The sequence below is a fragment of the Lactobacillus juensis genome (genome assembly GCF_036246285.1).
In the GTDB taxonomy this organism is placed as follows: Bacteria; Bacillota; Bacilli; order Lactobacillales; family Lactobacillaceae; genus Lactobacillus; species Lactobacillus juensis.
In genome coordinates this window covers 676,540-693,125 of the sequence record NZ_BTTS01000001.1, presented here as the reverse complement: position 1 = coordinate 693,125, position 16,586 = coordinate 676,540, and the positions used below count along the sequence as shown (strand labels likewise).

The 16,586-nt window shown below is 35.4% G+C and carries 17 protein-coding genes and 1 pseudogene; 17 read left to right on the top strand and 1 reads right to left on the bottom strand.

Features of this window, described 5'->3' with window-relative positions; all coding sequences use genetic code 11:
- Window positions 1-2: 2 nt before the first annotated feature.
- From AAA926_RS03280 to AAA926_RS03220, 13 genes and pseudogenes are all read left to right on the top strand, one after another.
- On the top strand, window positions 3-1,529 hold the full coding sequence (locus tag AAA926_RS03280; RefSeq protein ID WP_265892745.1) for an LBA0864 family S-layer associated protein: 1,527 nt from the start codon (window positions 3-5) through the stop codon (window positions 1,527-1,529).
- 246 nt (window positions 1,530-1,775) lie between these two features.
- The gene (argF, locus tag AAA926_RS03275) at window positions 1,776-2,768 is read left to right on the top strand and encodes an ornithine carbamoyltransferase (RefSeq protein ID WP_338211860.1); all 993 of its coding nucleotides are present in this window, start codon (window positions 1,776-1,778) and stop codon (window positions 2,766-2,768) included.
- A 423-nt stretch (window positions 2,769-3,191) separates the two neighbouring features.
- On the top strand, window positions 3,192-4,223 hold the full coding sequence (locus tag AAA926_RS03270) for a sugar-binding domain-containing protein (RefSeq protein ID WP_265892743.1): 1,032 nt from the start codon (window positions 3,192-3,194) through the stop codon (window positions 4,221-4,223).
- Window positions 4,224-4,286: 63 nt separating this feature from the next.
- A complete protein-coding gene (gene gap / locus AAA926_RS03265; protein ID WP_046331890.1) occupies window positions 4,287-5,303 on the top strand; it encodes a type I glyceraldehyde-3-phosphate dehydrogenase in 1,017 nt (338 codons plus the stop codon).
- A gap of 106 nt (window positions 5,304-5,409) precedes the next feature.
- On the top strand, window positions 5,410-6,621 hold the full coding sequence (locus AAA926_RS03260) for a phosphoglycerate kinase (protein ID WP_338211859.1): 1,212 nt from the start codon (window positions 5,410-5,412) through the stop codon (window positions 6,619-6,621).
- A 24-nt stretch (window positions 6,622-6,645) separates the two neighbouring features.
- Window positions 6,646-7,401, top strand: coding sequence for a triose-phosphate isomerase (gene tpiA, locus AAA926_RS03255; protein ID WP_338211858.1), 756 nt, complete (start codon window positions 6,646-6,648; stop codon window positions 7,399-7,401).
- Window positions 7,402-7,479: 78 nt separating this feature from the next.
- Window positions 7,480-8,874 (top strand): annotated as a pseudogene (locus AAA926_RS03250) (IS3 family transposase).
- 162 nt (window positions 8,875-9,036) lie between these two features.
- A complete protein-coding gene (locus AAA926_RS03245; protein WP_338211857.1) occupies window positions 9,037-9,615 on the top strand; it encodes a hypothetical protein in 579 nt (192 codons plus the stop codon).
- 90 nt (window positions 9,616-9,705) lie between these two features.
- Window positions 9,706-9,858 carry a hypothetical protein gene (locus AAA926_RS03240; protein WP_198180805.1) on the top strand — a complete coding sequence of 51 codons (153 nt, stop codon included), beginning with the start codon at window positions 9,706-9,708 and terminating at the stop codon, window positions 9,856-9,858.
- Window positions 9,859-10,029: 171 nt separating this feature from the next.
- Complete coding sequence (locus AAA926_RS03235) at window positions 10,030-10,380, top strand: hypothetical protein (protein ID WP_338211856.1); 351 nt, start codon at window positions 10,030-10,032, stop codon at window positions 10,378-10,380.
- A 65-nt stretch (window positions 10,381-10,445) separates the two neighbouring features.
- Window positions 10,446-11,018 carry a GDSL-type esterase/lipase family protein gene (locus AAA926_RS03230; RefSeq protein ID WP_338211855.1) on the top strand — a complete coding sequence of 191 codons (573 nt, stop codon included), beginning with the start codon at window positions 10,446-10,448 and terminating at the stop codon, window positions 11,016-11,018.
- Window positions 11,019-11,130: 112 nt separating this feature from the next.
- Window positions 11,131-12,195: a PucR family transcriptional regulator gene (locus tag AAA926_RS03225; RefSeq protein ID WP_338211854.1), complete on the top strand. Its 1,065-nt coding sequence runs from the start codon at window positions 11,131-11,133 to the stop codon at window positions 12,193-12,195.
- A 5-nt stretch (window positions 12,196-12,200) separates the two neighbouring features.
- Window positions 12,201-12,683: a PTS sugar transporter subunit IIB gene (locus tag AAA926_RS03220; RefSeq protein ID WP_338211853.1), complete on the top strand. Its 483-nt coding sequence runs from the start codon at window positions 12,201-12,203 to the stop codon at window positions 12,681-12,683.
- A 115-nt stretch (window positions 12,684-12,798) separates the two neighbouring features.
- Here the strand turns inward: AAA926_RS03220 and AAA926_RS03215 are convergent, their stop codons facing one another.
- Window positions 12,799-13,407 carry a KpsF/GutQ family sugar-phosphate isomerase gene (locus tag AAA926_RS03215; protein ID WP_370466771.1) on the bottom strand — a complete coding sequence of 203 codons (609 nt, stop codon included), beginning with the start codon at window positions 13,405-13,407 and terminating at the stop codon, window positions 12,799-12,801.
- A 157-nt stretch (window positions 13,408-13,564) separates the two neighbouring features.
- Between AAA926_RS03215 and AAA926_RS03210 the strand changes: the two genes are divergently transcribed.
- The 4 genes from AAA926_RS03210 to AAA926_RS03195 are packed head-to-tail and all read left to right on the top strand — an operon-like array spanning window position 13,565 to window position 16,586.
- Window positions 13,565-14,047: a PTS sugar transporter subunit IIB gene (locus tag AAA926_RS03210; RefSeq protein WP_338211852.1), complete on the top strand. Its 483-nt coding sequence runs from the start codon at window positions 13,565-13,567 to the stop codon at window positions 14,045-14,047.
- Between the two features lie 15 nt (window positions 14,048-14,062).
- On the top strand, window positions 14,063-14,818 hold the full coding sequence (locus AAA926_RS03205; RefSeq protein ID WP_338211851.1) for a PTS mannose/fructose/sorbose/N-acetylgalactosamine transporter subunit IIC: 756 nt from the start codon (window positions 14,063-14,065) through the stop codon (window positions 14,816-14,818).
- A 2-nt stretch (window positions 14,819-14,820) separates the two neighbouring features.
- Window positions 14,821-15,645 (top strand): PTS system mannose/fructose/sorbose family transporter subunit IID, encoded by an 825-nt coding sequence (locus tag AAA926_RS03200; protein WP_338211850.1) that lies wholly within the window; start codon window positions 14,821-14,823, stop codon window positions 15,643-15,645.
- Between the two features lie 11 nt (window positions 15,646-15,656).
- A complete protein-coding gene (locus AAA926_RS03195) occupies window positions 15,657-16,586 on the top strand; it encodes a phosphoglycerate dehydrogenase (protein ID WP_338211849.1) in 930 nt (309 codons plus the stop codon).

Below are 16,586 nucleotides of genomic sequence, written 5' to 3'. Positions count from 1 at the left end.
TAATGAAAAAAAGATTTAAAAACACGCTGCTGGTTGCTGGAACGATAGCCGCAGTTGGTTTATTTGTTGGGAGTAATAATTCATACATTTCTGCTAAAAGTTATCATAAGGCTGTCACTAAGATAGCTGGTAATGGCAATTATGCAGTTTATCATCATGCTTCAAAGAAAGGACCATCTGGAAAATTTACTTCGACAAAGTATTTCAAACACGCTCAGATTCAGTCTAAAAAGTCAATAAATACTAAAAAGGGCAAGTTTTGGAAAATAATTGTTGATGGTCGTACAGTTGGCTGGGTTAACCAAAACTTTTTTGCCAGAAATAAGATTTCAGTAGCTAACAAAGTTAGTTTAGTACAAAATAATCGATATTCTTTTAATACTAAAGATGCGATTAATTATGTGACTGATAGTGCCGGAACAGCTGTTGACGCAAGTAAAGTTAATGTATCCAAATCTAAGATTAATTCGGGCACACCAGGAAAAACAACTGTCAATTACAGTTATGGCAAAGCTAAGGCTAGTGTTGCTGTAACAGTTCGCTCTGATAAGAACGAAGGTATCGCAGCAGCCAATAAAACTCCTAAAAAGGGTCCAAAGGAAGTTACGACGTGGAAAGGTAGTTCCAAGTCTTCATCCAGAAATTGGAATGCGGCTCATCACTATACCCCAGAAACCAGATCCAATACTTTTAGAGCTAATGGGTTAACGTTAAAAACTAAGTTGTTCCAGCCTCGGTTTGTAAGTCTTGACTACCACAAGGCTGGCGACAAAATGGGTCAGGTAGGTGTAATTCCTGAAGGAATTACTGTTCATGGCTCGAACTTCACTGTTGCAGTCTTTAACTCAAGCAAAGCACAAAACGGTCATTTAGTTTCTTATGACTTAAAACACATTAACAAGTTTAAGGCTCAAAACTTATTAACCCTAAACTGGTCAACTTTTAAGAAATATGCATCGCATATTAAAGTTAGTCCTTATATCAAACTAGGACATGGTCAGGCTATTGGTTCATCTTCTAAATATGTTTACGTAATTGCAAATAATAATACTTCAAGCAATTCAGATGCTTCTGAAGAAATCTTGCAAATACGTAAGTCAGATATGAAGATAAATCAAATTTGGACCTTTAGAATTTCTAATTACGGTAATCCAAGATATATTCATAATGCTACATTTGCCGGTGACAATACAATGTATTGCCTGTTCCATAATGGTGGCCACGGTTATTATGAATATTGGAAAGTTACCCGCAGTGGTGATACCTGGACTCCAGTTGAAGTTGGCGCTACGAAAGGCAACTTTGTAAGCAATCATTCGCCAGTTCAAGGATTCACTTATGATCAAAAGCACAGTCAATTCTATGTTGGCTTTAATGATTACATCTTCAAAGTTGATAAAGATGGTACATTTAAGAAGACCCATCATTTGAATGTTAGACGTGAAATTGAAGGGCTATCCTCATATGGCAATAAGCTTTATGTTGAGTTTGCTCAAAGGGGAGAATTAACAGCCGGTAACACGAATTAAAATTATTTACTGAGCAGCTTGATTATCAAGCTGCTTTTTTTGTCTATCATTTTTGAACTTGATATAAATGAAAAATACTATCAATTATGAATTTAGTGCTAAAATTTATACTTCAACTTTTACTTTAAAATGTTTTAAAAGTAATTAAGACTTTCTATATTCGACCCCCATTGATTTCAAAAAAAGCCGGTTTCCTGTATTATGGTACGCAACAACCTAAATAGAAGTTATTTTAAGGAGAATTTTTTGGTTAAAAGAGACTTTATTGATACTTGTAGCTTTTCAAAAGACGAGATGCAATATTTAGCTGAACTCGGTATTAAAATTGAAGCAACTATTAATCATGGAGATTATCCATCGTTATTAAAAGGAAAAAGTTTGGGAATGATTTTTGATCAGGTTTCTACCAGAACTCGTTGTTCAGCTGAAACAGCCATGACTGAACTAGGTGGACATGCCTTGTATTTGGCTCCGGGTCAAATACAACTAGGAGAAAATGGTCATGAAGGCTTAGCTGATACCAGTCATGCCCTAGGTGACTTGGTTGATATCATCGGGGTTAGGACTGCCAGTCATGAGGATATTGTTGAAATTGCTCAAAATTCGCCTGCACCCGTAGTTAATTTTATGAGTGATAATGATCATCCAACACAAGCCCTAGGAGATTTAATTACAATCAAGGAATTTTTGCCTCAAGGGAAAAAACTATCTGATGTGAAGCTGGTTTTTGTGGGAGATGCAACCCAAATTACTGTTTCAGCATTATTTTTGTGTGCTCAAATGGGGATGCAGTTTGTCCAATATGGTCCTAAAGAAAAGCAATTATCTTCAAAATTATTGCAAAAAGCAGAAAAAATTGCTCAAGAAAATGGTGGCACAATTACACTATCAGAAGATGAAAAAGTTTTGGAAGGTGCTGATTTTGTATATACAGATGTTTGGTATGGTCTGTATGAGCAAGAGCTTAATAAGGAAGAATACATGAAGATTTTTTACCCTAAATATCAGGTTAATGATAAGTTATTAGCTAAAACAAAAAATCCGTCCGTTAAGTTTATGCATTGCTTACCAGCAAACCGGGGCGAAGAGGTAACGGCTGCTGTTCTTGATGGCAAAAAATCTATTATCTGGCAGCAAGCTGCAAACAAAAAAACAGCAATGAGAGCAGTATTTACGTATTTGCTTAAAGACCAACTTAATAATGACGGCCACAAGGCTTTACAAAATTTATTAGCTTAAATCTAAAAGAGTACCTGCTGGAAAATTGCAACAAGTACTCTTTTTCAAATTATGGGTCCCCTGAGAGTCGAACTCAGATTTTAAGAACCGGAATCTTACGTGCGATCCATTACACTAAGGACCCAAATTGACACAACAACAAGTATAACAGAAAAAAACTAAAAATTGAATTGTTTTTTCTTTAGCGAAAAGAAAAGACAGTATAATATTTTAAGAATAAGAGTTGGTCAAAAATATTAAGACTTTCTAATTGGTTTGATTTCACTTGAATTATTTTTTGTGTGTTGCTATACTATAGTTGTCGATTGAGAAATGAGTAACTTGATTAGCGTCAAGTCACGTTTCTCATATATTTTTAGACAATCTGGGACATCTAATGACAATAGATGGGTCAATTTGGTCCCAGAAGAAGGAGAGATATTGATGTACTCGGAATTTCCCGTGCTTGAAGCTCTCGTTCCTGACATCTTAAAAGTTTTTCGACAAAGATATCTTGTTCTTGAGCAAATATCACTTAATGCACCAGTAGGACGCAGAAGTGTGGCTCAGTCGCTAAGACTTTCTGAAAGAAATGTGCGAACAGAAACTGAATATCTTCGTGATCATGGTTTGATTGAAATTAAAAGTTTTGGCATGTTTATGACAGAAAAGGGCAAAAAGATATTGCAGGAGGCTGCTCCTCTGATAGATCGTTTGTTTAACGCTCGCAAAACAGAAATTGATTTGGCGCGTAAACTTGGTATCGAACGGACAATTATTGTACCGGGTGACAGCGATTTACAGGACTTGGTTTATGAGAGAATGGGCGAAGAGCTTAATGCAGCTCTGGATCTTCTTTTGCCGTTAGGACATTCAATTATTACTGTTCTTGGCGGTGAAGCTCTTGCAAAATCGACTAGGAATTTGTCTAAAAGTTTAAGTAAAAATCGACAACTGGTATTTGTACCGGGTCGTGGAGCTTTGGGCGAAAATGTTGCTATTCAAAGTAATACTATCGTTCAAGAAATGGCTGCTGAAACAGGTGGTAAATATAAAACGTTATATTTACCAGAACAGATTTCATCAGCTGCATACAAATCTTTAATTCGTGAATCTACATTTACTGATGTCCTTGAAGATATTTCACAAACTGATGTTGTAATTCACGGAATTGGACTAGCTCACGACATGGCAAGGCGCAGAGGATACGATTCAGTTCGTTTGTCCGAGTTGCGTGAAAAAAAAGTAGTCACCGAGTGTTTTGGGTGTTTCTTCGATGGCGAAGGGAAGATTGTTGACCGCGTGCATCAGGTTGGCTTGCAGTTTGAGAATCTAAATAAAATACCTCACATATTTGCATTTGCTTGTGGCGGTCGCAAGGCTAAAGCAATCAAGGCTTATATGCCCAATGCTCCTCATCAAACCTGGTTAATTACTGATGAGGGAGCCTCAGAGAAGATTTTAAAGGAGAAGTAATTCTCATTTAAAATAAATTGATGTTTACAGTTCTTACATAGTTCTTAAGGAGGACTTTAGAATATGACAGTTAAAATTGGTATTAACGGCTTTGGCCGTATTGGTCGTTTGGCATTCCGTCGCATTATGGACTTGGGCGAGAAGTCAAAGGATATTGAAGTTGTTGCTATTAACGACTTGACTACCCCAGCACTTTTAGCACACCTGTTAAAATATGACTCAACTCATGGTACTTTTGACCACGAAGTTTCAGCTACTGAAGATTCAATCGTTGTAGATGGTAAGAAATACCGTGTATACGCAGAACCTCAAGCTCAAAACATTCCTTGGGTTAAGAATGATGGTGTTGACTTTGTTCTTGAATGTACTGGTTTCTACACAAGCAAGGCTAAGTCACAAGCTCACCTTGACGCAGGTGCCAAGAGAGTCTTGATTTCAGCTCCTGCTGGTAATGACTTAAAGACTATTGTTTACTCAGTAAACGATGACACTTTAGATGCTAACGACAAGATCGTTTCAGCTGGTTCATGTACTACTAACTCATTAGCACCAATGGTTGACGCTTTGCAAAAAGAATTTGGCATCAAGGTAGCTACTATGACTACTATTCACGCTTACACTTCAACCCAAATGCTTTTGGACGGACCTGTTCGTGGTGGTAACAAACGTTCAGCACGTGCTGCTGCAGTTAACATTATTCCTCACTCAACTGGTGCTGCTAAGGCTATTGGTCTGGTTGTTCCAGAATTGAACGGTAAAGTTAACGGTCACGCACAACGTGTTCCAGTTACTGATGGTTCATTAACTGAATTAGTTTCAATCCTTGACAAGAAAGTTACTGCTGACGAAGTTAACTCAGCATTGAAGAAGTACGAAAGCCCATCATTTGCTTACAACGATGATGAAATCGTTTCAAGTGATGTAGTTGGTATGACTGCTGGTTCAATCTTTGACCCAACTCAAACTATGGTAACTACTGCCGGTGACAATCAATTAGTTAAGACTGTTGCTTGGTACGACAATGAATACTCATTCACTTGCCAAATGGTTCGTACTTTGTTGAAATTTGCTACTCTTTAATCTGTAATATTTGATTACTGTTAAGTGGTGAAAGAGAAGGCGGAGGGAAATTCTTCCTTCCGCCTTTTTTTCAAAATTAAAATAATTAAGTTATCGGAGGATATAGATGGCTAAATTAATTGTTTCTGACCTTGATGTAAAAGACAAAAAGGTTTTAGTCCGTGTTGATTTTAACGTGCCAATTAAAGATGGTGTTATTGGAGATGATAACAGAATTGTTGCTGCACTTCCTACTATCAAATACATTATTGAAAATGGTGGTAAGGCAATATTGCTTAGTCACTTGGGCCGTGTAAAGTCTGATGACGATAAGAAAGAATTGTCATTAAAACCAGTTGCAGAACGTTTAAGCGAACTTTTGAAGAAACCTGTAACTTTTATTCCAACTAACGAAGGTAAAGAAGTTGAAGATGCCGTTGCCAAGATGCAAGACGGAGATGTTGCTGTTTTAGAAAACACTCGTTTCCAAGATATTGACAATGACTTTGGCAAGCGTGAAAGCAAAAATGATCCTAAACTGGGTGAATACTGGGCTTCATTAGGTGACATGTATGTTAACGATGCTTTTGGTACAGCTCACAGAAGCCATGCTTCCAATGTTGGTATTGCTGAAGCCATGAAGAAGGACGGCAAGCCTGTTGCTGCTGGTTTCTTAATGGAAAAAGAAATCAAGTTCTTAGGCGATGCTGTTGCTAACCCTGTCCATCCATTTGTTACTATCTTGGGTGGTGCTAAAGTTTCAGATAAGATCGATGTTATCACTAACCTTATTCCAAAATCTGACCACATTTTAATTGGTGGTGGTATGGCTTACACATTCTTAGCAGCCCAAGGTCATGAAATTGGTAAATCATTGTTTGAACCAGATAAAGTCGACCTTGCTAAGAAATTGTTGAAAGACGCTGATGGCAAAATTGTATTACCTGTTGACAATGTTGCAGCAACTGAATTTTCAAATGATGCTGCTCGTAAAGTTGTCGGTGATGACATTCCGGAAAACATGATGGGTCTTGATATCGGTCCTAAGACTGTTGCCAAGTTCAAAGATGTTTTAAAAGATGCCAAGACAGTCGTTTGGAACGGACCAATGGGAGCCTTTGAAATGTCAAACTTTGCTGAAGGTACTCTAGAAGTTGGTAAGGCTCTTGCTGATTTAACCGACGCTACTACTATTATTGGTGGTGGTGACTCAACAGCAGCCGCTAAGCAACTTGGTATCGCTCCTAAGATTACCCACATTTCTACTGGTGGTGGAGCATCCTTACAATACCTTGAAGGTAAGGAATTACCAGGAATTGCCTGCATTTCAGACAAGTAAACTTTAAGAAAGGACATTATTTACATGCGTACACCAATTATTGCTGGTAACTGGAAATTACATATGAATCCTAAGCAAACAAAGGAATTTGTTGCTGCTGTAAAGGACAAGTTGCCAGAAGCAAGTAAAGTTGAAGCTCTGATTTGTGCTCCAGCTGTTGATCTTGAAAGTTTAGCTCAAGCCGCAAACGGCTCTGAATTGCGTGTCGGTGCAGAAAATGCTTATTTTGAGGATGAGGGTGCCTTTACTGGTGAAACCTCACCCAAAGTTTTAAAAGAAATGGGCATGAATTACTGCATTATTGGTCACTCTGAACGTCGCGGTTACTTCCACGAAACAGACGACGACATTAATAAGAAGGCTAAGGCTTTATTTGCTAATGGCATTACCCCAATTATTTGCTGTGGTGAATCACTTGAAACACGTGAAGCTAATAAGCAAGAAGATTGGGTTGTTAGTCAAATCAAGGCTGCCCTTGCCGGCTTATCAGCCGATCAAGTTGCTAGTTTAGTTATTGCTTATGAACCAATCTGGGCTATTGGGACTGGTAAGACTGCCAGTTCAGATCAAGCTGAAGAAATGTGCAAGACTATTCGTGATACTGTCAAGGATTTGTACAACGAAGAAACTGCTGAGAACGTTAGAATTCAATATGGTGGTTCAGTAAATCCTGGCAATGTTAAAGAATTAATGGCTAAACCAGACATTGATGGTGGTTTAGTTGGTGGTGCTTCACTTAAGCCTGATTCATTCTTAGAATTAGTAAACTATCAAGGTTAGTTTTAAATGTAATTTAGCAAAAAGTTTCTGCGATTTGATATGACCCCCAAATTTAGGACAAATTTGGGGGTTATTTTTATGTCTAAATTATCTAAACAAGATAAAATTGAAATCTATCATCTTTGGCATGATTATCAAATCGGTTCTACTGAGTTAAGTCAGCGTTATCAGGTTGGCAGGACTAATATTAGTTACTTGTTAGCTTTAATTGACCGTCACGGTCTAGCCATTTTAGATCAGCCTTTCACTGCTTATACCAGTAATTTTAAGGAGCAAGCTCTCAAGCGAATCATAGTTGACCATGAGCCTGCCCGTCGAGTATCTATTGACTTGGGCTTAAAAAGTAGTGGCATGTTGTACAATTGGCTGCGCGAATACCGTAAAAATGGGTATAATATCGTTAACAAGCAGAGAGGACGACCGCCCCATGACCAAAAGAGAGCAGCTGATCAAACAGGAAAATCATCGACTCAAGCAAGAAAACGAGCGCTTACGCCAGCAGAACTTAAAGCTGAAAATCGAGAACGAATTTGTAAAAAAATTGAGCGTCTTAGTCGACCAGCGGACCAAGAACTGCAAGCCGCGGAAATAGCCCAGGCAGTTACCCAACTAAGACGCGAGCTTAAAGTCAGCGTAACTTTTATTCTTGATACCATTAATGCCAATCCTGATCTGCCCCATCTATCCCGCAGTAATTACTACTACACTTTAAAGAAGAAGGATAAAGAGCAGGATAATCGAGAAATAATGGCTGAAATCAAAGCTATTTATGAAGAACACAAGCACCGCTATGGTTATCGCCGCATTACTGCAGAACTAAGACGTCGCGGTTTACTAGTCAACCATAAAAAGGTGCAGCGCTTAATGAACAAAATGAAATTATTTGGCATAGTCAGTAAACGCTGGCACAAATACAACAGCTATCGTGGCACTCAGGGTCCGATTAAGCCTGACCTAATTAAACGCAGCTTTAGTGCGGTTTACCCCAATCACAAATGGTATTCAGATGTGACGGAGTTTAAGCTCAAGGGGTAAAAGACTTACTTATCACCGATCATTGACGGCTGCACCCAAGAGATTGTTTCCTATACTATTTCCCGCAGCCCTAATCTTAAGCAGACCATGGACATGTTAAGGCAAGCTTGGCGCAAGCATCCGGCACTGAATGGCTTGATCTTCCACACCGATCAAGGCTGGCAATACCAAAATGGTCAGTTTCAAGCGTGGCTGAAAAACCATGGCATTAGCCAGTCAATGTCACGCAAGGGCAATTCGCTTGATGATGGGTTAATGGAAGGCTTCTTTGGGATACTCAAACGCGAAATGTTTTATGGCTTTGAAAAGCAGTTTAAAAATCTCACTGAACTGGAAGACGCAATCAGAGACTACATTGAGTATTACAATCAGAAAAGAATCAAAATCAAACTAAAAGGACTAACTCCGGTTGAATATCGGCAGTTAGTCCTCAGTTAATAGCTAATATAAAGTGTCCTAATTTTAGGGTTCACATCAATTTGCAGAAACTTTTTTGTTTAACCGAAAAATATAATTATTTTATGCTTGATTTGTAATAAAATATAAAATACTATAAATTCATAAGTAATGAATATATAAATAATAAAATGAGGCAGTGAAATGAAAAAGAAAGTTAATTTTAAACTAGCAGAAATATTGGTAGCACTCTTGGGTGTGCTAATTTTAGGATTCTGTATTCAAGATAGTAACAATTTTACTGGTTTTAGTAATACTGTAGACGCAAAACATGTTAAGGGAGACTTAGGAAAATTTACTGTACCTAAAAAAATGCGCGGCACATGGTATGGCAAGTATTTCGACATCAATGGCATTAAAGCAAAGAAAGTTGATAAGATTAAGATTACTGCCCACACAATTGCTGGGCATTCATTGCATAAACAAGAAGCTAATTTTAAAGGTACCAAAATACCCAAGGCGGCTCGAAACTGGTTAAGAGTAGTTTATCCAGTAAAGTTTAAAAAAGATAAGGGGATAAAATATATATCCTTGTATCCGTGGGTAAGTCCGGTTTTATCTGGTGAGAGTCTTGGCTTATATCATTACAAAGGACATAAGGTTTTAATTGATAGAACTACCTCTTCATTTAGAATTACTAATGTTTATTGGAAAACGCGCAAGCTGGCTAAAAAATATGGAGGTCATAAGCCTAAAGAGCTTAAAAGATACGGAGAATGGTAATTTCATGCATTTTTCCTAAGTAATCGAAGTCACTTTCATAGTGGCTTTTTTATTTATTCTCAAAGATATCGCTTGCATTAAAGACAATGCGTGTCCATAATACAAGAAAACGGTTCTAGTAAGAAAGGCAATACTCTGAAACTTCGTAAAACTGCCATTTGGACAACAATGATAATTGCTTTAGTTGCGACAGGTGGAATTACTGTTAGCCAGACAAATCATGCTCAGACTACTAAGGTGTAAAAATCCGTTAAGAAAATCAGTAATCAAACTAAGTATGGCTTTAAAAGGGATTTCAAGTTTCCACAATCATGGAGGGGCAAGTGGTTTAGCAACAATAATCTTACACCGAGTCCCATGTTTATCCACAAGTCTGCTTTTAATACTCCTTGGGCAAATGATTATGTTAAAGTTGTGAAAACAGGTTTTGTTAAAGGGACAAAAAAGTATCCCTGGCAAATGCCTAATGGATGGAAACAGAGTAATAAAAATGAACTTGCTAAATACATGCGTGTTACAACTAAAAAAATAAATGGTAATAAATGGATTATTCTAAGCCCAGTTCAAGAGAAATCTTTTAAAAACGGTTTTGCTTTCACAATCAAAAATGAAAAATTAGCTGGTAAAAATCATAAAATTTTATTTCAAGGTAATCAACAAAATGGGTTGGTAATAAATCAATGCTTTAAATCTAAAACTTTAACCAATAAGTATAGTGCTCATGAATTTAAAAACATGAAGTATAGTAAAATTAATCCACGTTAAGATATTAAGCTGTAGTCCCAACTCTTTGTGATTGCAGTTTTTTTATGAAAAGTTAGGAGGTAGTCGTGAAACTACTGTTAACAGGGGATAGCATTATTGCACGCAAAGAAGGCTTAAAAGAACCGCGTATTAATGCAGAAATAAAAGAAAAAATGCCAGGCACAAATTTAGTTAATACGGCAGTCTCTGGTATTAACTCAGGAGCATTTTACGCATTATTGCCAGATTTAGTGTTAAAAGTTGAGCGTTGTGACAAATTAATTTTACTCTTGGGAACTAATGATTTGGCCCTGCACAAAAAAGTTCCTCTTACACAATTTAGTAAAAATATGTCTCTCATAATTTCCAGCGTAATTTGTTTATATTATCCGCAGAATGTAATTTTAATTTCGCCACCTGCAGTTGATGAGACCAGACAAAAAAAGAGAAACAATCATGAAATAGCTATTTATACTGCAGAATTAATAAAGCTAGCCGAAACTTATAATTTGCATTTTATTAACCTATTTCAAGCTATGATTAAACATGGTGACTTAAAAACTCTTTGTCAGGGACAATTAAATGATGGCTTGCATTTTGGAACAGAAGGATACAAGTTGTTGTCAGATTTACTGGTAAAAGAATTATTGAATGACTAAAAGTTTTCAGCATTTTTCAACTCCTTGTGCTATACTGTTTCACTGAAAATTGTGATTACAGAAAATAAGGTTGAATGAATAGGTTATTTTAAAGGTTAAACTGGAATAAAAAATGGATTTAAAAGCTATTTTTCAAGATTTCGAGAAAGTGGTTAAAAAGGATTCAAATATTTCTATTAGCTTGTTTGATACCAAAGGTCAATTAATCGATAGTAGTCAAGAAGATACATCAGATCTTAATTTAAAGCTTTTACATAAAAATAATTCACACGTTGCGATATATAAAATTGAAGTTTTGGATATTTTTTATGGTTACTTGGTGGTAAAAACCAGAGAAGCATATAAATATTTGGATGATGTTGGCTCTGTATTGTTTGAAACTTTTAAAACTCGAATAGAGTTGGAAAAAGAAAAGCAACAAAGGGATAGAATTCTTTCTGCAAATGAAAAATTGATAGAATCGATTATTTATGGAAATAGTATAAACATTAGTTTATCCTTGATGAAACAAGTTTTATTAAAAAGTAATATTTATCGAATTCCAATAATTTGTGTGAATTTACATCCATTTGCTAGTGATGTACTAATTAATTTAAAATATAGGATTAATGATAATCAAACTTTTTATTCTGAAATAAATGAAAATACCATCATTTTATTTATGCACATAAATAATAAACAATTTGATGGCTATGAAGAATTTTTAACAGCTATGCTAAAAGATCTTGAAGATTGGGGATTAGAAAATACAACGTTTTATGTAGGCACATTAGTAAATAATATTAATGATTATGAACAAAGCTACTTGCAAGCACTTTGGCTAAAGGATTATATTACTCCCAAAATTGGTTCTGTAGTATTTTTTAAAGATTATTATTTGACGTACTTAATAATGACCAGTAAGGAATTTTATAATCCTTTTGATAATTACATTGAAAAAATTGAGCAAGAAAATATGGATTTGAAACAAGTAAAGTCTATTTTGGAAAATTTGATTAATTGTGATTTTAATTTATCTCTTACTGCGAAAAAAATGTTTATTCATAAAAATACATTATTGTACCGAATTAATAAGTTGGAACAAAATATTTTTGGATTTAATATCCGAAATAATTTTCAAAATAAAGTTTTTGTTGGTTCTTTCTTAAATTACATAAAATATATCAAAATTAGGTAAATAAAATGTCATTAAACGTAAAATTAGTCAGAGTTGATAATCGACTTTTGCATTCAACAATTGTTTTAACATGGAGTAGATTTTTAAATATAAATTATTTTTTAATAGTTGATGATAACGAACATATTAATGGATTTTACTATAACATCCTAAAACTGGGAATTCCTGAAAATAAAGAATTAAAAATAGTTTCAAGTGAATCTTTGAACTCCACGCTAAATAAATTAAAAAAAACAAGTAAAAAGTATAATATAATTTTAGTCTTTAGTTCTTATGAAACTCTTTTAAAATCAATTAAAAAGGGAATGTCATATAAAGATATTCAAGTTCCATACAGAAGCAGCAGATTAACAATGGCTGGATTAGACAAGCAATTTGCTACTTCAGATTTAGACTTAATTAAATTATGCAAGAAATTAGGAGCCAAATTCTACTTTCAGACAACACCGTATGAAGACAAGAATTATGGTCCATTTAGCAAACTGTAGGGCAATTAAATATTTAAAAATTGACCTAAAATTAAAGAATATAGAAAAGGTTCGTAAATACCGATGTAGCAGTATTTGCGAACCCTTTTTCTTTTATATTGTGTCTTAAAAACAATCAGCTTTTGTCTCCAAATAACTCCTTTCCTAAAGCACCATTTGGATGAAAACTAGCAAAATCCTTTCTAGTAAAATTTTTACTCTCAGATAAAGCACAAGCCAATGCATCACCGACTGCTAGTTCAGCCGTAGAACTGGAAGTTGGTGCCAAATTTAAATTGTCAGCTTCATTTTTAACATGAATTATTAATTTGTAATCGCACTCTTTGGCTAGGGTTGAAGTCGCACCACCTGTCATTGCTATAGTTTTTGCACCAATTTCTTTAATAAATTTTATAGGTGCGAGAGTCTCTTTAGTTTCACCACTATTTGACAAGATAATAACAATATCATTTTTAGTAATCATACCTAGATCTCCGTGCATACTCTCTACGGCATGTACGAAAAGTGAGGGAATTCCTAGGCTGGAAAAAGTTGCAGCCAATTTTTGACCGATATGTCCTGTTTTACCTACTCCCATAAAAATTATTCTTCCTTGGCAATTTTGACAAGCTGTTATTACTGCTTGATAGTCATTCATATTTTTTGCAATTTGCTTGTTAACTTGCTCGATTGCTTCTGATTCATTGTCTAAAACTCGTTTCATAGTTTCAATTGCTTTTGTCATTATCAATTCCTCCTTATCTTTTTTTATTGTTAGCTTAATAAGAATAAAGAAATTTGTATTCGTACAAATGCACAAATAATTTCTAATATTTTTGTACTTTATTACGTACATTTTGAAAGCGTATTCAAATATCATTGAAGTAAAAGGAGGAAAAATAATGTCAGTAAGATTAACGAGAGTAGATTATAGAATGATCCATGGCCAAGTTATTACAAGATGGATTAAACAGTGTGATATCAATGAAATTGATGCTATCGACACAGCATTGAGTAATGACGAGTTCATGCAAGAAGTTTTCAAAATGGCTGCACCAGCAGGTGTTAAAATCAAAATTTTTTCAGTAGATGAAGCAATAAAAGCACAGCAGGAAGATGCTTTTGATAAAAGACATTGTCTATTGCTTTTTAAAACTGTGCCCTCAATTTATGAAGCTGTTATGAAGGGTTTCAAACTGAATGAAATTCAAATTGGTGGCTTAGGCGGAGGTAAGGACAGAAAGGCAGTAAACAATGCAATCACACTTAATTTAGAAGATGGACAAAAGCTGAAGGAAATGGAGCAAAAAGGCATTCATATTTATCTTCAAACAACACCTGATTATCCATCAATAGAACTTGATGAAGCTTTGAAAAAGCTTTAAAGGGAGGATAAGAAAATGATTGTAAAGGCTATTTTAGTTGGTATTTTGTATTGGCTGGGCATGGGCAGAGCAGAATATTATGTTGCCTATGCTTTAAGAAAGCCTGTAGTTACTGGAACTTTAATTGGTTTAATATATGGTAATGTTCAAGCTGGCTTGTTATATGGTGCTACCATTCAATTAATGTGGATGGGCGGTATTGAAGCCGGAGGGAATATTCCTGCAGACCAAAGTTTAGCAACATGTATAGCAGTCCCTGCAGCAATTTTAAGTGGTATTAAACCAGGAGCAGCTGTTGCTTTAGCTGTTCCTTTCAGTGTATTAGGAGTCTTAATTAATAACCTACGCAGGACTTTTAACTCATTTTTTAATACCAGAGTGGACAAACTTATTTCTGAAAAAAAGTTTGATGCAGTTAACAAATGGGAGTTTCTTATTCCTTGGGCTTGTAACTTTGTTTTATATTTCACTCCAGTATTTGTGGCTACCTTATTTGGTCCATCAGTATTAAAAGCATTTGTAAACATTATTCCAGTATGGCTGATGAATGGTTTGAATAATGCAGGAATGATGCTTCCAGCCCTTGGCTTTGCCTTAACAATTGTTGTTATGGGAAAGAAAAAATATATTCCGTTCTTTGTTTTAGGATATTTTATGTTTGCCACTATGAAATTTTCAATGCTAACGGGAGCGGTATTTGCAATTTCAATCGCTTTAATTTTCTCATTGTTACAACAAAATGATGATGCTGAAGAAAAAGAGGAGGTATAAAAATGGATAGCTTAAAAGAAAAAGCTAAAAAAATAACTAAACTAGATATAGTTAAGGCATGGGCAAAGTGGTGCTTAGCGGTAGAAGTACCGGTTAGCTTTGATAGAATGCAGGCATTGGCATTTAGTTTTTCGATCAGTCATATACTAAAAAAAGTTTATCGTGATGATCCCGAAGAATATCAAAATGCAATGATTCGTCATGTACAAATGTTTAACTCCAATTGTGATTGGGGAAGTATCATTCACGGCATTACTATTTCTTTGGAAGAACAAAGGGCCCAGGGAAACAAGAATGTTACACCTGAAATGATAGAGTCATTGAAAGTCGGTTTAATGGGGCCTTTGGCCGGGATAGGAGACAGTGTAGATCAAGGTATTGTTGCAACAATTCCGCTGGCAATTTTTGTTCCTATGGCCCTAAAAGGTGCAGTTTGGGCAGCTTTTGTTCCCGGTATTATCTACCTTGTTTGGAGTTATTGCTGGTCATTTTTCTTGATAAATCAAGGTTATAAGTTAGGTCGTAATTCTGTTATGAAGCTGCTGAAATCTGGGTTACTTCAAAGAGTTATTGATGTAGCAAGTATTGTGGGACTGTTTATGATAGGTTGTTTATCAGCATCTTACGTAAAATTTCCAATTGCATTAAAAGCTGGTGGAGTGAGTATTCAACAGATTTTAGATCAGATACTTCCCGGTATGTTGCCATTTTTATTAACGATGGGTATGTACTTTTATATTGATAAAAAAGGACCGAAATTTATTAGAATTCTGCTGGTAACAATGATTTTAGCCATAATTTTAACAGCAACAGGAATTATGGCTTAGAAAGGTATAAAATGAAAATTTTAATAACTCCAAGGGGTTTTGCAAATGTGGGCCAGAAATATATTCAAGAACTAATCGATGCTGGTTTTACGGTAGACTATAACAAAACCGGTGCTCAATATTCATATGAACAATTTAAAGAAAAAGCAACGGATGCAGATGGAATCATAGTGGGTGTTGATAAGGTTGACAGTGAAGTTCTTGATGCGGCTCACAATTTAAAAGCTATATGCAAATTTGGTGTTGGTATTGATAACATCGATGTAACAGAAGCAAAAAAGAAAAAAGTTGAAATAGGCAGGACAGTAGGTTCAAATTCTAATTCGGTTGCTGAGCATGTTCTTTCTTTTATATTTGCAGATGCCAAAAATTTATTTGATACATTTTCTAAAGTAAAAGCTGGAAAGTGGGACAAGCCTACCGGTATTGAAATTGAGGGAAAAGTATTGGGCATTGATGGCTTCGGAGCAATTGGTAAAATTTTAGCAAAAAAGGCAAGCCAGTTAGGAATGACTGTACTAGTTCACGACATTTTTAATATTGATCCTGAAACTCAAAAAGTTTTTGGTATTAAACAAGTTTCTTTTGATGAACTTTTGAAAAATTCTGATTACTTAACGTTACATTTGCCATTAACCAAAAAAACTCGAAACACAATTGATAGTAATGAATTTAAAAAGATGAAACGCAGTGCTTGTTTAATAAATGCTGCTAGGGGTGGTATTGTCAACGAAGAAGCTTTATTGGATGCACTAAAGAAAAATATGATCAGAAGTGCTTATTTTGATGTTTTTAGCAGTGAGCCTCCTGCTAAGAATGATCAGTTGTTAAGTCAACCGAATTTTTATTTAACAGCACACACTGCAGCCAGAACTAAAGAAGCTGAGTTAAGGACATGTGAATATTCCACTAATTTCATGTTAAAGACACTTAGGAGGTGA